General features: G+C 59.5%; 18 protein-coding genes. 13 read left to right on the top strand and 5 right to left on the bottom strand.

Going from position 1 to position 15,761, the window contains the following annotated elements; all coding sequences use genetic code 11:
- The first annotated feature begins 16 nt into the window (after positions 1-16).
- The 8 genes from ACXHXG_RS07775 (at position 17) to ACXHXG_RS07740 (ending at position 7,148) form a co-directional block, all read left to right on the top strand.
- On the top strand, positions 17-445 hold the full coding sequence (locus ACXHXG_RS07775; RefSeq protein WP_104823368.1) for a L,D-transpeptidase: 429 nt from the start codon (positions 17-19) through the stop codon (positions 443-445).
- A gap of 247 nt (positions 446-692) precedes the next feature.
- Complete coding sequence (locus ACXHXG_RS07770) at positions 693-977, top strand: acyl carrier protein (protein ID WP_003495848.1); 285 nt, start codon at positions 693-695, stop codon at positions 975-977.
- Positions 978-1,100: 123 nt separating this feature from the next.
- Positions 1,101-1,574, top strand: a complete 474-nt coding sequence (locus ACXHXG_RS07765; protein ID WP_104823367.1) for a 3-hydroxyacyl-ACP dehydratase FabZ family protein — start codon at positions 1,101-1,103, stop codon at positions 1,572-1,574.
- A 43-nt stretch (positions 1,575-1,617) separates the two neighbouring features.
- Positions 1,618-2,823, top strand: a complete 1,206-nt coding sequence (locus tag ACXHXG_RS07760) for a beta-ketoacyl-ACP synthase (RefSeq protein WP_104823366.1) — start codon at positions 1,618-1,620, stop codon at positions 2,821-2,823.
- A gap of 12 nt (positions 2,824-2,835) precedes the next feature.
- Positions 2,836-4,122 (top strand): beta-ketoacyl-ACP synthase, encoded by a 1,287-nt coding sequence (locus ACXHXG_RS07755; protein ID WP_457898945.1) that lies wholly within the window; start codon positions 2,836-2,838, stop codon positions 4,120-4,122.
- A gap of 54 nt (positions 4,123-4,176) precedes the next feature.
- Positions 4,177-5,205: a zinc-binding dehydrogenase gene (locus tag ACXHXG_RS07750; protein ID WP_457898944.1), complete on the top strand. Its 1,029-nt coding sequence runs from the start codon at positions 4,177-4,179 to the stop codon at positions 5,203-5,205.
- 5 nt (positions 5,206-5,210) lie between these two features.
- Positions 5,211-6,143: a lipid A biosynthesis lauroyl acyltransferase gene (locus tag ACXHXG_RS07745; RefSeq protein ID WP_457898943.1), complete on the top strand. Its 933-nt coding sequence runs from the start codon at positions 5,211-5,213 to the stop codon at positions 6,141-6,143.
- A gap of 270 nt (positions 6,144-6,413) precedes the next feature.
- On the top strand, positions 6,414-7,148 hold the full coding sequence (locus ACXHXG_RS07740) for a PAS domain-containing protein (protein WP_104823363.1): 735 nt from the start codon (positions 6,414-6,416) through the stop codon (positions 7,146-7,148).
- Positions 7,149-7,285: 137 nt separating this feature from the next.
- Here ACXHXG_RS07740 and ACXHXG_RS07735 read toward each other — a convergent pair whose 3' ends face one another.
- Entirely contained in the window at positions 7,286-8,236 is a 951-nt protein-coding gene (locus ACXHXG_RS07735; protein ID WP_457898942.1) for a zinc ABC transporter substrate-binding protein, read from the bottom strand.
- A 100-nt stretch (positions 8,237-8,336) separates the two neighbouring features.
- On the opposite strand from ACXHXG_RS07735, the gene ACXHXG_RS07730 reads away from it, so the two are divergent.
- The 3 genes from ACXHXG_RS07730 to ACXHXG_RS07720 are packed head-to-tail and all read left to right on the top strand — an operon-like array spanning position 8,337 to position 10,439.
- On the top strand, positions 8,337-9,224 hold the full coding sequence (locus ACXHXG_RS07730) for an ATP-binding cassette domain-containing protein (RefSeq protein WP_457898941.1): 888 nt from the start codon (positions 8,337-8,339) through the stop codon (positions 9,222-9,224).
- On the top strand, positions 9,217-10,044 hold the full coding sequence (znuB, locus tag ACXHXG_RS07725) for a zinc ABC transporter permease subunit ZnuB (protein ID WP_104823360.1): 828 nt from the start codon (positions 9,217-9,219) through the stop codon (positions 10,042-10,044). Before ACXHXG_RS07730 ends, znuB begins: the two co-directional genes overlap by 8 nt.
- The gene (locus ACXHXG_RS07720) at positions 10,041-10,439 is read left to right on the top strand and encodes a Fur family transcriptional regulator (protein ID WP_104823359.1); all 399 of its coding nucleotides are present in this window, start codon (positions 10,041-10,043) and stop codon (positions 10,437-10,439) included. The genes znuB and ACXHXG_RS07720 overlap by 4 nt, the downstream gene beginning before the upstream one ends.
- A gap of 51 nt (positions 10,440-10,490) precedes the next feature.
- Here the strand turns inward: ACXHXG_RS07720 and ACXHXG_RS07715 are convergent, their stop codons facing one another.
- Both ACXHXG_RS07715 and ACXHXG_RS07710 read right to left on the bottom strand, forming a co-directional pair.
- A complete protein-coding gene (locus ACXHXG_RS07715; RefSeq protein WP_104823358.1) occupies positions 10,491-11,021 on the bottom strand; it encodes a gamma carbonic anhydrase family protein in 531 nt (176 codons plus the stop codon).
- Between the two features lie 15 nt (positions 11,022-11,036).
- Positions 11,037-11,732: a fumarylacetoacetate hydrolase family protein gene (locus tag ACXHXG_RS07710; protein ID WP_457898940.1), complete on the bottom strand. Its 696-nt coding sequence runs from the start codon at positions 11,730-11,732 to the stop codon at positions 11,037-11,039.
- A 239-nt stretch (positions 11,733-11,971) separates the two neighbouring features.
- Between ACXHXG_RS07710 and ACXHXG_RS07705 the strand changes: the two genes are divergently transcribed.
- Positions 11,972-12,943: a DMT family transporter gene (locus ACXHXG_RS07705; protein WP_457898939.1), complete on the top strand. Its 972-nt coding sequence runs from the start codon at positions 11,972-11,974 to the stop codon at positions 12,941-12,943.
- A 223-nt stretch (positions 12,944-13,166) separates the two neighbouring features.
- Entirely contained in the window at positions 13,167-14,207 is a 1,041-nt protein-coding gene (gene dusA, locus ACXHXG_RS07700) for a tRNA dihydrouridine(20/20a) synthase DusA (protein ID WP_457898938.1), read from the top strand.
- Between the two features lie 246 nt (positions 14,208-14,453).
- On the opposite strand, the gene ACXHXG_RS07695 is transcribed toward dusA, so the two are convergent.
- Together ACXHXG_RS07695 and ACXHXG_RS07690 are read right to left on the bottom strand one after the other, a co-directional pair.
- Complete coding sequence (locus ACXHXG_RS07695; RefSeq protein ID WP_028752932.1) at positions 14,454-14,666, bottom strand: cold-shock protein; 213 nt, start codon at positions 14,664-14,666, stop codon at positions 14,454-14,456.
- 435 nt (positions 14,667-15,101) lie between these two features.
- Positions 15,102-15,641 carry a P-loop NTPase family protein gene (locus ACXHXG_RS07690; protein ID WP_457898937.1) on the bottom strand — a complete coding sequence of 180 codons (540 nt, stop codon included), beginning with the start codon at positions 15,639-15,641 and terminating at the stop codon, positions 15,102-15,104.
- Between the last annotated feature and the right edge of the window lie 120 nt (positions 15,642-15,761).

The following is a 15,761-nucleotide window of genomic DNA, read 5'->3' as shown; positions in this document are numbered from 1 at the left end:
ACGGTGGAGGGGCGAAATGAAGCGAATAACGGCGGCCGCTGCCGCATGTCTATGCATGCAGTTTCATGTTACAACAGCGCAGGCTGGAACTGTTCTCGCCAGTGTTGATCTTCGGTCGCAGACGATGACCGTTTCCGAAGACGGCGTTTTCAAGTATCGCTGGAAAGTATCAACGGCCCGCAGAGGTTATGTAACCCCTACCGGCTCCTATACTGCGAAGTGGTTGTCGCGCGATCATCGCTCGAAGAAATACGACAATGCGCCGATGCCCTATGCGGTCTTCTTCAACGGCGGCTACGCGGTGCACGGCACCTATGAGCTGAAGCATCTCGGCCGGCCGGCGTCGCATGGCTGTGTCCGTCTGGAACCGCGAAACGCCGCGACCTTCTTCTCGATGGCATCGCAGGTGGGGCTGAGCAACACGCGCATTATCATCAACCAGTGACCACGGTTTGCTCATTGCACCCGCGATCTGGCTGAGACTGCAACTAATTTGCTTGGCTTTGCCACTAAGCCGCAATGCTGCCGTATCTTGCTCGCATGCCGGCCGCTGTTCCGGCAATTGCGCACCGGAAGTATCTTTGCTGTTTAGGCAACAGTGCTTCGCCAAATTACCGGGGTCTCGGGTGGAAACCATTGGCTTTTGGAATGGATTTCCCTATGAGGAGGGTTGAATTATCATTTCAAGAGGTATGGGCGTGACTGCTACATTCGACAAAGTTGCCGACATCATCGCTGAGACAAGCGAAATCGACCGTGAAACGATCACGCCAGAGAGCCACACGATCGACGACCTCGGCATCGACAGCCTCGACTTCCTGGACATCGTCTTCGCCATCGACAAGGAATTCGGCATCAAGATTCCGCTGGAACAGTGGACGCAGGAAGTCAACGAGGGCAAGGTCTCGACCGAGGAATATTTCGTCCTCAAGAACCTCTGTGCCAAGATCGACGAATTGCGCGCCGCCAAGGGCTGAGCAACGTCCTTGCTTTTTTTGACGCCCAGCCGCCCTTGAAATATGGCGGCCGGGCGGTTTCATTCTTAACTATCGTATCCTGCCCGGGCCAAACCGCGTCACCGGGTCGGATCGGAGGCGTTAATGCTGCTGGAATATTTCCAGATGATTGACCGGGTCGAGTCGGTCGATCTCACCAAGGGCCTTTTGAAGGCGCATTCGGTCGTTCCGGCCAAGAGCCCCGTTTTCGAAGGTCACTTTCCGGGCATGCCGCTCGTTCCCGGCGTCCTTCTGATCGAGACCATGGCGCAGGCGTCGGGCATGCTGGTGCTCGCGGCAACGAAATTCGCCTATATGCCGTTCCTGATGTCGGTCGACGGCGCCAAGATGCGTACCTTCGTCGAGCCAGAAGCAAAGCTCGACATCGAGGCGGAACTGGAGCATGACGGCTCGGGCTTTGCGGTGACAAAGGCGCGGATCACGATTGCCGGCAAGAAGATCTGCGATGCGCAGTTGAAGCTGCGCACCATGCCGTTTAATGAGGTGCCGCTCGCCGACATCGTGCGCAAGCGGGCAGGCGAGGTCGGGCTTCTCGACGCTATCGCCGCCAATGGCTGACGTTTCCGGCTTGCATGGCGCCGCATTCTAAGAGGATTGATGAATGAGCAAGGCTCAGAATGATGTGGTGATCACGGGTATCGGCATCGTCACCTGTCAGGGTGTCGGCAAGGATGCGCATGTCGCCCTGCTGACATCGGACAAGGTGCCGCCGACCATCGTCGAGACCGAGAAATTCAAACCCTATCCCGTGCATCCGCTGCCGGAGATTGACTGGTCGCAGCAGATCCCAAAGCGTGGTGATCAGCGCCAGATGGAAAACTGGCAACGCATCGGCGTCTTCACCGCCGGCCTTGCGCTGGATGATGCCGGCTTCAAGGACGATCTGGACGCTTGCGGCAGCATGGACATGATCGTTGCGGCTGGCGGCGGCGAGCGCGACATCAATGTCGATACATTGATCGTCAACGAAGGTCTGAAGCGCAACGACCGCGAATTGCTTCTGAACGAGAAGCTGACGACCGAGCTGCGTCCGACGCTGTTCCTCGCCCAGCTTTCCAATCTGCTCGCTGGCAATATCTCCATCGTCCACAAGGTCACGGGTTCGTCGCGCACCTTCATGGGCGAGGAGGCTTCCGGCATCTCGGCCATTGAAACTGCTTTCCATCGCATCAGGTCGGGCGAATCGAGCCATGCATTGGTCGGCGGTGCGTTTTCGGCTGAGCGTCAGGACATGATACTGCTGATCGAATCAGTGAACGCGCATGCGATCGGCGACTGGCATCCGCTTTGGTCCCGCAAGCCTGAAGACGGCGGCGGTATGATCATGGGTTCGCTCAGCGCTTTCCTCGTGCTCGAATCGCGCGCGCATGCCGAAGGCCGTGGCGCGCGCATCTACGCAACCATCGACGCCATCGAAGGCGATCGCGGCAGCCGCGATAGCGGCAAGTTCGAGGCCCGGTTGGAGCACTTGCTCGCGCCCGCCAAGGACGCGCAAGGAGACAGCACGGTCGTCTTCTGCGGCACGACTGCGATCCCAGATCTCGCGACGCGCGAGAAGGCCGTTCTGGAAGCGCAGTTGCCCGGATCGGCCATTCGGGGCTATGCCGGGGTTTCCGGCCACGGGCTTGAAAGCCAGTTTCCGCTTGGGCTCGCCTTTGCCGCTCTGGCGGTCGCCAACAAGGCCAAAGTACCGCCTTTCGATGCCACGCATGAAAAGCCGATGACTGCCGGCGCGCAGAAAGCGGTCGTCACGACCGTTGGGCATGTACGCGGTGAAGGCGTCGCCGTACTTTCCGCCGAAGCGTGAGGAGTTAGGATCATGACCGCATCCGCCTACAAGGATCATCTCGGCCGCCCGATTGTCGCCGTTACCGGCATGGGCATCATCACGTCGCTCGGCCAAGGGCTGCAGGACAATTGGAATGCGCTTTCCTCGGGCACGTCCGGCATCCACGGGATCACCCGCTTCCCGACCGACGGCCTTTCGACGCGCATTGCCGGCACCGTGGATTTCATCGATATTCCGGTACCGAACGCGGTCGAGCGCTCCTATGCCTTCGCTCGTGAGACCACGATCGAGGCGCTCGCCCAGGCAGGCATTTCGGGTGATTTCAACGCGCCGCTTTTCCTCGCCGCACCGCCGATCGAGCCGGAATGGAGCGCACGCTTCGAGCTGGCCGACCGCTCGCCGCCGGCCGATCATCCGGCAGATGCCTATGAGCGCTTCCTCGCGGCAATGCGTGAGCGTCCCGATCCGGCTTTCCACGAGGCAGCCCTGTTCGGCGCCATTTCAGAGCGTCTTGCCGACCGTTTCGGTACACGCGGCCTGCCGGTGACCCTGTCGACCGCCTGTGCATCGGGCGTTACCGCGATCCAGCTCGGCATCGAGGCAATCCGCCAGGGTCGCACCACGCGGGCGCTGACAGTCGCGACGGATGGTTCGCTCAGTGCCGAAGCGCTGATCCGCTTTTCACTGCTTTCGGCATTGTCGACGCAGAATGACCCGCCGACCAAGGCGTCCAAGCCGTTCAGCAAGGACCGCGACGGCTTCGTTATCGCGGAAGGTGCTGCAACGCTGGTGTTGGAATCGCTGGAATCTGCTGTTGCCCGCGGCGCCAAGATCCTTGGCATCATGAAGGGCGCCGGCGACAAGGCGGATTCCTTCCATCGCACCCGCTCGTCGCCGGACGGCGGCCCGGCGATCGCGACGATCCGAGCTGCTCTTGCCGATGCGGGAATGGCTGAAACCGATATCGGCTATATCAACGCGCACGGCACGTCGACGCCGGAAAACGACAAGATGGAGTACGGATCCATGTCCGCCGTCTTCGGCGAGCGGCTTCCGTCCATTCCGGTCTCGTCGAACAAGTCGATGATCGGCCATACGTTGACGGCCGCCGGCGCGGTCGAAGCGGTGTTCTCGCTGCAGACCATGCTGACCGGCACGCTGCCGCCGACCATCAATTACAACAATCCCGATCCGTCGATCATTCTCGACGTCGTGCCGAACAAGAAGCGCGAAAAGCAGGTGGGCGCCATTCTTTCGAACTCCTTCGGGTTCGGCGGACAGAACGCCAGCCTTGTCATGGCGCTTGAACCGGCTTAATCGGACCTTTGAACAAAAAGACATTACTGCGCCCGAGAGGCGGGGGATTTTGCCATGCGCGCTTTGCAATTGATCGACGACCGCAAACTTGAGATCACCGATCTACCGGAGCCTGAAGCTCCGGGCGCGGGTGAGGTTACCCTGCGCGTGAAGGCAGTCGCCCTCAACCATATCGACGTATGGGGCTGGCGTGGGATGGCGTTTGCCAAGCGCAAGATGCCGCTGGTGATCGGCGCGGAAGCGGCCGGTATCGTCGAGGCGATCGGACCGGGTGTTGCCAACGTACTGCCCGGCCAGCTCGTGTCGATCTACGGTGCCCGCACCTGCGGTCTCTGCCGCCACTGCCGCGAAGGCCGCGACAATCTCTGCGAACATGTCGGCGGCGTGCATGGCTTCCATCTCGATGGCTTCGCGCAGGAGAAGGTCAACCTGCCGGCGCGTCTGCTGGTTCCGGCGCCTCCCGGCGTCGATGCGATTGGCGCTGCTTTGGCACCCGTCACCTTCGGCACAGTCGAGCATATGCTGTTCGACAATGCCAAGCTGGAGCCCGGCGAGACGATTCTTGTCCACGCCGGCGGCTCCGGCATCGGCACGGCGGCAATCCAGCTTGCCAAGAAGATCGGCTGCACCGTCATCACCACCGTCGGTTCCGACGACAAGATCGAGAAGGCCAAGGCGCTCGGCGCCGATCACGTCATCAACTATCGCACCGACCGTTTTGAAGGCGTGGTGCGCAAGCTGACGAAGAAGAAGGGCGTCGACGTCGTCTTCGAACATGTCGGCAAGGATACCTGGGCCGGCTCGATGCTGTGCATGAAGCGTGGCGGGCGTCTCGTCACCTGCGGCTCGACCTCGGGCGTCTCCACCGACATGAACCTGATGATGCTGTTCCAGCAGCAGCTAAAGCTGCTCGGCTCCTTCGGCTGCCGCATGGAGAACATGGCGAACGCCATGCAGAAGATGGCGCGCGGGCTGGTATATCCGGTCATCGACACTGAAGTGAGCTTTGGCGATATCGACCGGGCGCTGGAGCGAATGGAATCGCGCCAGATCTTCGGCAAGATCATCCTCAAGATGGATTGAGCGGCGTGAAGCTCGTCCTCACCCGGATCGTGCTTGCCGTCAGGCATTTCCGCCAATGGCTGATTGCGCAGATCATCTTCGGCTTCCTAAATTTCCTGAAGCTGTTCCCCGCCGATGGCGGCATCAACTTCGCCGACTGGCTGACCCGGAAAATCGGGCCGCACACGACCCGGCACAAGCTGATGCTGACCAATCTGCGCAACGCTTTTCCTGAGAAGAGCGAGGCGGAGATCGCGGAGATTGCCCTGGCGAGCTGGGGCAATATGGGAAGGCTGGCGGCGGAGTATGTCTTCCTCGACCGGCTATTCGATTTCGATCCGTTCAGCGAGAAGCCGGGCCGTATCGAGGTATCCGGCATCCCGATCTTCCTCGACCTCAGGGACAATCCGCGGCCGTTCATCGTCTTTACCGGACATACGGCAAATTTCGAATTGCTGCCGGTTGCAGGCGCTGCCTTCGGGCTGAAGGTCACCGTGCTCTTCCGTCCGCCGAATAACCCCTATGTGGCAGACAAGGTTTTTGACTTTCGTGCCAAGCGCATGGGCAATCTCGTGCCCTCGCATGCGGGATCGTCTTTCACCTTGGCCAGGCAATTGGAAGCCGGCGGCGGGGTTGGCGTGCTGGTCGATCAGAAGTTCCGAAAGGGACTGAAGACGCTGTTCTTCGGTCGCGACGTCAAAACCAATCCGCTGCTGCCGAAGCTGGTTCGTCAGTTTAATTGCGAAGTTTATCCGGCTCGTTGCATACGGCTGCCCGATAATCGCTATCGGCTGGAGATCGAACCGAGACTGGAGATGCCGCGCGATGCTCGCGGTAATCTGGATCTGCCTGCGACGGCGCAGCTTCTGAACGACAAGGTAGAGAGCTGGGTGAGGGAATATCCCGAGCAATGGCTGTGGTATCACGACCGCTGGAATATCAAAAAGACTCTTTTCTAAGTAATTACTTAAATAAAACAATTCGTAGCAGAATGAACCATCTTAAGCCCTCTTAGGCTCAAAATTAGACCTTCGGTAAGTCCTGCCTTTCGAAAAATTCGCCTTTACCGAGAACTTCATTTCACCCGGATTGAATGTGAGGGTAAGTCATGTTATTGCATTTGCAAGAAAGCTTGGTGAGATAGCGGGCGCCAGGCTGAATATCCTTGTTTATGGTAGCGTCGGGAATGAGGCCCGAAGCTGAACCATGGGCAAGGACAGGAGGGCAATTTGCTGGCACTCTTTCATGCCTTCTCCATGAAATGCACCCAGATTCAAAGGGCGATCAAGCTGGGTGACGATGAACTTGTCGGTTCGCTCGATCGCGAGTTGGAGCCGCTCGTTACAGCGATCCTGGCTTATAAAGCCACCAGCCTTCTCGAAATGTATATGCAATTGCAATTTATGAGCAATCTCATCCGCGAGGAATCGGATGACCGCTCACGAGTAATGCGCAATTCCGCGTCGCTATCGTCACTGATCGATCGCTATTTCGGCGGCGCCAGCGAGGCCGCGGCGGAGGTGCTGATGGCATTTTCCACAGGAAAGAACCAGCACGAAGCCGAGGTCGCCGGCTTCGACGAGGACAATGTTCTGAACGATGTCATCCTCGACAGTCTGCCGGACCGTGTCGCGGTGATTACGCGCGACTATCGCTATCTCTATAGCAACGCGGCCAATTCCGAATTTCTGGGGTCAAAGCCGATCGAGCTGGTCGGCCGGCATATTGCAGAATTCACCGGTTCCGAATTGTTTGAAAGCACCTTTAAGACCAAGCTGGATGCCTGCTTTGCCGGCGAGACGGTCGATTGCCTCTACCCGGCCTATCGTCCGAAGGAGGCCAACAAGACCTTGCACTGCCGAATGACGCCGCTACGCGCCACCAAGTCGAGAGGCGAAGTAATCGGCGCGCTGGTGGTGGTGCATGAAGTCAGCGTCGTTCCGGCGAACATGCTGGTGGCCTGATCGGCCGTTTTGTTTCCAGACGACAATTTTTCGATAACGCCCGCACTGTGCGGGCGTAATTCGTTTGTCTTTTCCGGTTCATCGAAAGCAGTGAAAGCGCAAGCAACAGCTCGCTCTCTCTTCGATGTCTTGCTCACTCAGGAGAGGCAGGTCTTCAGGGAGTTGGCGATGCTGCGCATCAGGTCGAAATAGAGATCCGGTCCTTGCGTCAGCGTCGCCGCTTCCGGATCGAGCACGCCCGATTTGGCGGATGTGCCCTCGATGACGACATTGACCAGCTTTGGTTCGAATTGCGGCTCGGCGAAGACGCAGGTTGCGCCGAGATCGGCGACCTTGCCGTGGATTTCCGCCACCCGCTCCGCGCCGGGGATGCTTTCCGGGCTGACCGTGATCGAGCCCGCGACATGCACGCCGTAGCGGCGCTCGAAATATTGATAGGCATCGTGGAAGACGATGAAGGGCTTGTTCTTTACTGGCGCGATGGTCGAGGCGATTTCCGAGTCGAGCGCGTCCAGCTTGTCGTCCAGCGCCTTCTGGTTCGCCTCGTAGGTTAACGCATTGGCGGGATCGGCCGCGACCAATGTGGTGGTGATCTCGGCCGTCATTGCCTTGGCATTGTGCGGATCGAGCCAGAGATGCGTATCGAACGCGCCGTGATCGTGTGTATCACCTGCGGTCGCTGCCGGTTCGTCGCCGTCGTCATCCGCTTCGAAAGCGCCGCCCTGGCGGAATTTCAGTTTAGTGATGCCAGGCGCCTTGTCGAGTTCGACCACGAGAGCGTTCGAGCCGAGCGCCGAGAGCGGCTTTTCCAGGAAAGCCTCCATACCCGGACCGACCCAGAAGACCACTTTGGCGCCTTCCAGCGCCCGCGCATTCGAAGGCTTCAGCGCATAGGTGTGCGGCGAAGCCGCGCCTTCGACAATCAAATCCGGCGTGCCGACGCCTTGCATGATTGCGGCGACGAGGGAATGAACCGGCTTGATCGATACCACCACTTCCGGCGGATCGCCCGCGAATGCCGGGGCGGCGAAGAGCCCAGAGATTAATAAGGAACCGGCGAGGGGGAGAAGGGTCTTTGGCAGGATCATGCGATATTGCCCTTGAATGGGTTCTGTTATGTTATTACATCAATTGCGTTATGCTATAACGTGTGCGATAGCAGGACGCAACAGCGCAAATGGAAATTTCATGCTTTCTTCCGTGGACAATAAGAGCCGGCCCCTCGTGTCGCTCCATGATGTCGGCGTCCGCCGTGGTGGCCGTTGGCTGGTGCGCGGCGTCGATTTTTCGGTGAGCCGCGGCGAAATCGTCACCCTGATCGGCCCGAACGGTTCCGGCAAATCCACCAGTGCCAAGACCGCCATCGGCGTGTTGAAGCCGGATGAGGGCAGCGTCGATCGCATCGCCGGGCTCAAGGTCGGTTACGTCCCGCAGAAGCTTGCCATCGACTGGACGCTTCCGCTGAGCGTGCATCGTTTGATGACATTGACCGGACCCTTGCCGGAAGCGGAGTTGAAGGCGGCTTTGGAGGCGGTTGGGATCGCCCATCTCGCCAAGGCTGAGGTACAGCATCTCTCCGGCGGTGAATTCCAGCGGGCCTTGCTGGCGCGTGCGATTGCCCGCAAGCCGGACCTGCTGGTGCTGGACGAGCCGGTACAAGGCGTCGATTTCAGTGGCGAGATTGCGCTTTACGATCTCATCAAATCGATCCGCAATTCCGAAGGTTGCGGCATTCTGCTGATCTCGCATGATCTGCATGTCGTCATGGCCGCGACCGACACCGTTGTTTGCCTCAATGGTCATGTCTGCTGCCGCGGTACGCCGCAGGCGGTCACCCAGAGCCCGGAATATGTCAGGCTGTTCGGCACACGGGCGGCGCAATCGCTGGCGATCTACAGCCATCATCACGACCATACGCATCTGCCTGATGGCCGTGTGCAGCATGCCGACGGCTCGATCACCGATGATTGCCGTGCCGATGACAGTCATCACGGTCATGGCCATCACGATCATCACGACCATGATCATGCCCACCACGATCATGATCATAATGCCGCAGGAGAACGCCATGTTTGACGATTTCTTCCTGCGCGCCGTCATCGCGGGCGTCGGGCTGGCGCTGACCACCGGGCCGCTCGGCTGCTTCATCATCTGGCGGCGCATGGCCTATTTCGGCGATACGATCTCACATTCGGCATTGCTCGGCGTGGCGCTGTCATTGCTCTTCCAGCTCAATCTGACGCTCTCCGTTTTCGCTGTCGCTGCGGCCGTTTCGATCCTGCTCCTGTTCCTGCAGCGCCGTCAGGCGCTGTCGGCGGACGCCTTGCTCGGCATTCTGTCGCATGCAACGCTGGCGATCGGCCTGGTGATCGTCGCTTTCATGAGCTGGGTAAGAATCGACCTCATTGCTTTCCTGTTCGGCGACATTCTTGCCGTCAATCGTTCGGATATTGCCCTGATCTGGGGCGGCGGCATTCTGGTGCTGGCGGCCATTGCCTGGCTTTGGCGGCCGCTGCTCGCCTCCACCGTCAATCCGGAGCTGGCCGAGGCGGAGGGATTGCAGCCGGAGCGGGCGAAGCTGTTTTTCATGCTGCTGATGGCCGTCGTTATCGCCATTGCCATGAAGATCGTCGGCATCCTGCTGATCACCGCGCTGCTGATCATCCCGGCCGCCACGGCACGCCGCTTTGCTGCGACGCCGGAGATGATGGCGGTTTTCGCATCGCTGATTGGGGCTGTTGCCGTCGTCGGCGGACTGTTTGGCTCGCTGCGTTACGATACGCCCTCCGGCCCGTCGATCGTAGTGGCGGCGCTCGTTCTGTTTATCATCAGTCTGCTGCCCCTTGCCCGTAGGGCCGGCGCGCCGGCGGCGCAACAAGGAGGACAGGGATCATGACCACTCCGATACTGACCAAGAACCAGTCGCTCGTTTTCGATGTCCTGACCAAGGCGGAGGCGCCCCTCAGCGCCTATACCATTCTCGACAAGCTGCGCGACCATGGTTTCCGCGCACCGCTGCAGGTCTACCGGGCGCTGGACAAGCTCTTGGAATATGGCGTCGTCCATCGCCTTGAGAGCATCAACTCCTTCGTTGCCTGTGCCCATCCGGATGAGAATTGCCATAGCCACGGCCTCGTCGCCTTCGCCATCTGCGAAAGCTGCGGCCAGGTGATCGAATTCCACGATCATGAAGTGGATCACCGGCTGATGGACTGGCTGAAATCGCAGAAGTTCAAGGCCGAGAAGTCGACCATCGAGATTCGCGGTCATTGCGCGAGCTGTGCCGCTTGAATGTCGGCGTGGCGCGATTCTAAAGCCGCGCGCACTTTTGAAAAATGCCGCCTAATCCAGCCTCTTGAGGTCGCGGGCAAAACGCTGCCAATTGGCGACATAGTTGCGGGCCGAACGGCGCAGGCCTTCGATGGCAGCCTCGTCCAGTGTGCGGATTGCCTTTGCGGGAGCGCCGACGATCAAAGAGCCGTCGGGAAATTCCTTGCCCTCTGTCACCAGCGCGTTGGCGCCGACCAGACAATTCTTGCCGATCTTTGCGCCGTTCAACACGGTCGCGCCCATGCCGATCAGCGAATTGTCGCCGATGGTGCAGCCGTGGATGATGGCATGGTGACCGATCGTGCAGCCTTCACCGATCGTGGTCGGGAAGGCAGGATCGGTATGCACCATCGCCCCTTCCTGAATATTGGTGCCTTTGCCGACGACGATTGGCTCATTGTCGCCGCGCAGGACTGCGCCGAACCAGATGCCGACATCCTCGCCGATCTCCACCTTGCCGATCACACTTGCGTCGGGCGCGATCCAATAGCGGCCGGGATCTGGCGTCTTCGGCACCAAGCCGGAAAGGGCATAGAGCGGCATCTCGCTTCTCCTCGATCAAATGACGTTCAGCACCAGCGTCGCGACGCCATCGACGGCGCAGGTGATCCTGTCGCCGCGCGCCACCGGTCCGACGCCGGCCGGCGTGCCGGTCATGATGACATCCCCAGGCGCCAGCGTGAACTGCTTCGAGAGCTCGGCGATGATTTCCGGTACCTTCCAGATCATCTGCGAGAGGTCACCCCTCTGCGCCGACTCGCCGTTGCGCATCAGCCAGATGCCACCCTTGTCGGGATGACCGACCTTAGTTGCCGGGGCGAGAGGGGAAATGGAGGCGGAGTGTTCGAAGGCCTTGCCGACTTCCCAAGGGCGACCGAGCTTCTTGGCTTCGCCCTGTCGGTCGCGGCGAGTGAAATCGATGCCGACGGCATAGCCGTAGATGCAGTCCAGCGCCCTCTCGGCCGGAATGTCGGCGCCGCCGCTTTTCAGCGCGATCACCAGCTCGACCTCATGATGCACATCCGACGACAGCGGCGGATAGGGGAAATCGCCTGATGGTAACAGATTGTCCGGGTTCTTCTGGAAGAAGAAGGGCGGTTCGCGGCTGGGGTCGTGGCCCATCTCAATCGCATGGTCGGCATAGTTGCGGCCGACGCAATAGACGCGGCGCACGGGGAAGAATGCGGTTTCGCCTTCGATCGGCAATAGGACGGGTGCGGGCAGGGGAATGACGGTGGCAAATTGTTCGGTCATGACAATCTCTTCGCAAAATTCGTCTGCTGCCAGAAGAACGCTGTCTTCCGACTCCAGTGTCAGCCTAGCATCAATGGAGCGGAGGGGAAAACCGACCAATGGAAACGTTTTGGTGTAAAGCGTGGGCGGAGGCGTTTTCCGTATTCACCGGCACTCTCGAAAGCGATGCCCGGATATCCGCCGTAAGCCTTAGATTCGCTCATCTGTGCAGGTGATGGGAACTGTGGCATAACTAGGCCATGGCTATAAATGTCTTGGGGGTCCACACCGATCAGGTCAGGACGGAACAGGCGTCGGGCAATTCGCTTGCAGCCGCCTATTCTGTAGCCGTCTTCTGCTGGGTGCTGTCGTCCGGCGTTTATATCGCCGCGAAATGGGTCTCTCACGAAATGCCGCCCTGGGCGCTCTGCTTCTGGCGCGTGCTGATCGCCTGGGCCATCCTGCTGCCGATCGTGCGCGGGCATTTTGGCGCCATGGTTGCGCTTGTGCGGGCTCGTCCGTTGGAATTGCTCTGTATTGGCGGCACCGGGCTTGCGATCTGTCAGGGGCTGCTTTTCATCGGCCTCGAACATGCGGATGCCACGACGGCCGGCATCATCATGGCTCTGATCCCCATTCTCACGATGATCCTTGCCCGCCTGATTTTGGGCGAGCCGATGGGAACCTGGCAGGTGACGGGATCGATCATCGCTTTCCTCGGCATCGTGATCATCGTCGTCAAAGGCAGCCCGGCGGCATTGATGCGCCTCGATATCAATCCAGGGGAGTTGTGGATCGTCGCCGGCTCTTTCTGCTTCAGTCTCTATACCGTCCTGCTCCGCCGCGCGAAATTCGATATAGAGCGCCTTCCGCTTTTGGTGCTGCTTCTTGGCGCCGCGGTGCTTACGGCGCTGCCGTTCTATCTCTGGGAGCTTGCGTCCGACGAGCGCTCGACGCTCAACGGCAACGGGCTGATCGCGCTCGCCTATGTCGCGATCCCCGGCGGGGCCATGACCTATTACCTCTTCAACCGGAGCGTCGAGGCGCTGGGTGCGGCCCGGGCCGGCATGATGCTCTACCTCCAGACAATCTTCACCGCCATACTCGCCTACCTGATTCTCGGCGAACAGTTGCAGTCCTATCACCTCGAAGGCGCTGCGATCATCGTCGTCGGCCTGCTGCTTGTCACCCTGCTGAAGCCGAAGACCAAAACCGTGGCGGCAAAGCCCTGATGCGCTAGTGGCGTTGCCGGTCATCTCAGCGCGATACATTGCGGGACGAAGATTTGCTGCCGCGTTTGAACTTTGACGCCGTCTCGCTTTATTCCTATCTGTGCTGTATATCGCCTCTCGACATCGTGCCCCATTTTGTTGCTGCGCGCCGCTTAAGGTCGCTTAGACGCGGCAATAGACGATTGGAGCGGGCCAGAACAAAGTTAATGCGAGCAGACAAGACATGACAAAATCGGCAGAAAAGCCCGGAGTGCCGGCGGATATCCTCTATAGCCGCAAGCCCGTTTTCGCCGTCGCACCGATGATCGACTGGACGGATCGGCATTGCCGGTATCTGCATCGGCAGATCAGCCGGCATGCGCTGCTCTATACCGAGATGGTGGTGGCGGATGCGATCATCCATGGGCCGCGTGACCGGCTGCTGGGACATGATACCTCCGAGCATCCCGTGGCGCTGCAAGTCGGCGGCTCCGATCCGGCCAAGCTTTCGGAAGCGGTGCGGATTGCCGGGGCTTATGATTATGACGAGATCAATCTGAACGTCGGCTGTCCTTCGGATCGCGTGCAGTCCGGTACGTTCGGCGCCTGCCTGATGCTGACGCCGGAGACGGTGGCGGAATGCGTTGCGGCGATGAAGAGGGTTTCCAAGGCGCCCGTGACGGTGAAATGCCGGATCGGTGTCGATGAGCAGGAGCCGGAGCTGGCGTTGCCGGAGCTGATCACCCGCGTGCTCGAGGCCGGCGCCAATGCGATCTGGATCCATGCCCGCAAGGCCTGGCTGAAGGGCCTGTCGCCGAAAGAAAACCGCGAGATCCCGCCGCTGGATTATGACATCGTCTACCGGATGAAAGAGCGCTGGCCGGATGTTTTCATCGGCATCAACGGTGGCATCCAGACGCTGGATCAGGCCGAAGCGCATCTTGCGCATGTCGACGGCGTCATGCTCGGCCGCGCCGCCTATCAGAACGCTGCTATCCTCGCTGATGTCGACCATCGCTTCTATGGTGAACCGTCCGTCGAGCCGGATTGGAACGACCTGCGCGACCGGATGATGGCCTATACGGAGCGCCACATTGCCAATGGCGGCCGCCTGCAGCATGTCGCCCGCCACATGGTCGGCCTCTTCACCGGCCTACCGGGCTCCCGCCGCTACCGTCAGATTCTCTCCACCGACGCCAACAAGCCGGGGGCGGGGGCGGAGGTGATTGCAGCGGCATTTGCAGCGGTGGATTTTGCCGGCGAGGGTGAACGGGTGAGCGCTTAGCGCCCTGGGAATATGCCAACCCGCCCTCGTCCTTCGGGGGTCGCTTATACTGATCGATTGTGTCTTGCGGCAATTGCAAATTGATCTTGGGAACAATTACGAAGCCTGCTCTACCCTCATCCTGAGGCGCGGAAGCCGTAGGCTGTAGCCTCGAAGGACGAGGGTGGCCCTGTTCTGCTTGCAAACGCAAAACGGCGCGGTTTTCACCGCGCCGTTCGAAACCTTATCCGGCTTATCAACTAAGACTTAGGAAGCCTTGATGTTGACAGCCTTCGGGCCCTTGCCCATGCGATCCGGCTCGGTGTCGAAGGTGACCTGCTGGCCTTCGCGCAGCGACTGGATGCCAGAAGCCTGAAGAGCGGAGATGTGAACGAAAACGTCCTTAGCGCCGCCGTCCGGGGTGATGAAACCAAAACCCTTGTCCTGGTTGAAGAATTTTACGATGCCCTTGGTGGCCATTGGGATAGTCCTTTTCCCTACAGTCTGATGTCTGCCCGAGCTGCCCCGAGCGGTTTAGCCTTTGCCCTACGCAAAGACCAGTCGAGAAGTCACGTACGGGGAAAGAACGTCTACGCAGAGGATAAACCTCTGTAGGCTGCCTCGCGCAGTCGGCATTGCCAAATCAGTCCAGTCACCGGCATGCAAATGCCCGAGCGGGTGTATGGGTGACAGGATTTGCGGCAAAAGGCAAGGGGCAATATTGGGGCGAAGCGGGAATGAGGCCGGATAGGGGGGAGATTTCAAGGGGTTGGGGAGGTGATGCATACGTCGGTGATGGCCGTTATTGTTTCACTTTGACACTACAATACGGCGAAAATTACCCGTATACCGATCAATGGCGTAGCTTCGATGACAACTATTTGCGATGAGTCACTCGAAATGAAATGGCGCGGATTATCGCCGCGCTGGCAAATCCCAAACCCGATAGAGGTTATTGAGCGCATCCGCTGTGCGGCATTCGACGACTGGCAAACCGGATTCCTGGAGAATTTTTGCATATTTGACGCCGTTGTCGCGAGTCTTCACGAGAATCCAGTGAATCATTTCCCATTTGATGCTGTCCTGGGCACCTTCGAGATGTCCCGCGCGGTCCGAGCGGTTGATCAGCGTGCGCTTGAGATAGCGGGAAAAGCGTAGCCAGTGATTGGACGTTATGAGAATAGCGCCGGTAGCGCGGGCCAAACGCTGCGGCATCAGGCGCGAGTAGTTGCCTTCCATAACCCACTGCTCTCCCAGAATTGCCGCATCGTGAAGCGCGGCAAACTCTGCTTCCGGGCGCGGCTGCCAATCCGTATGGGGCAGATGATGAAGTTGATCGAGATGCACGGCCGGAAAACCAAGCTTTTTAGCAAGGGCGACCGCCAACGTCGATTTCCCCGCATTGGAAGGGCCGACAACGACAACGCGCTCGCCAAGGGAGTGCAAAGGCAACATGAGGACACCGGTCGGGAAAATTGAGATGACCTCAACTGGCTGGAAAACGATGAGTTGTCAACGACCGGCGGGCTCGGTCCTGTCGGTCACAATCCCTCAATGGTAGCATCTTCGCCAATT

The sequence above is a fragment of the Rhizobium sp. LEGMi-198b genome, assembly GCF_054114205.1.
Note: the sequence above shows the minus strand (reverse complement) of the source record. Positions and strands in the feature narration are given on the sequence as shown.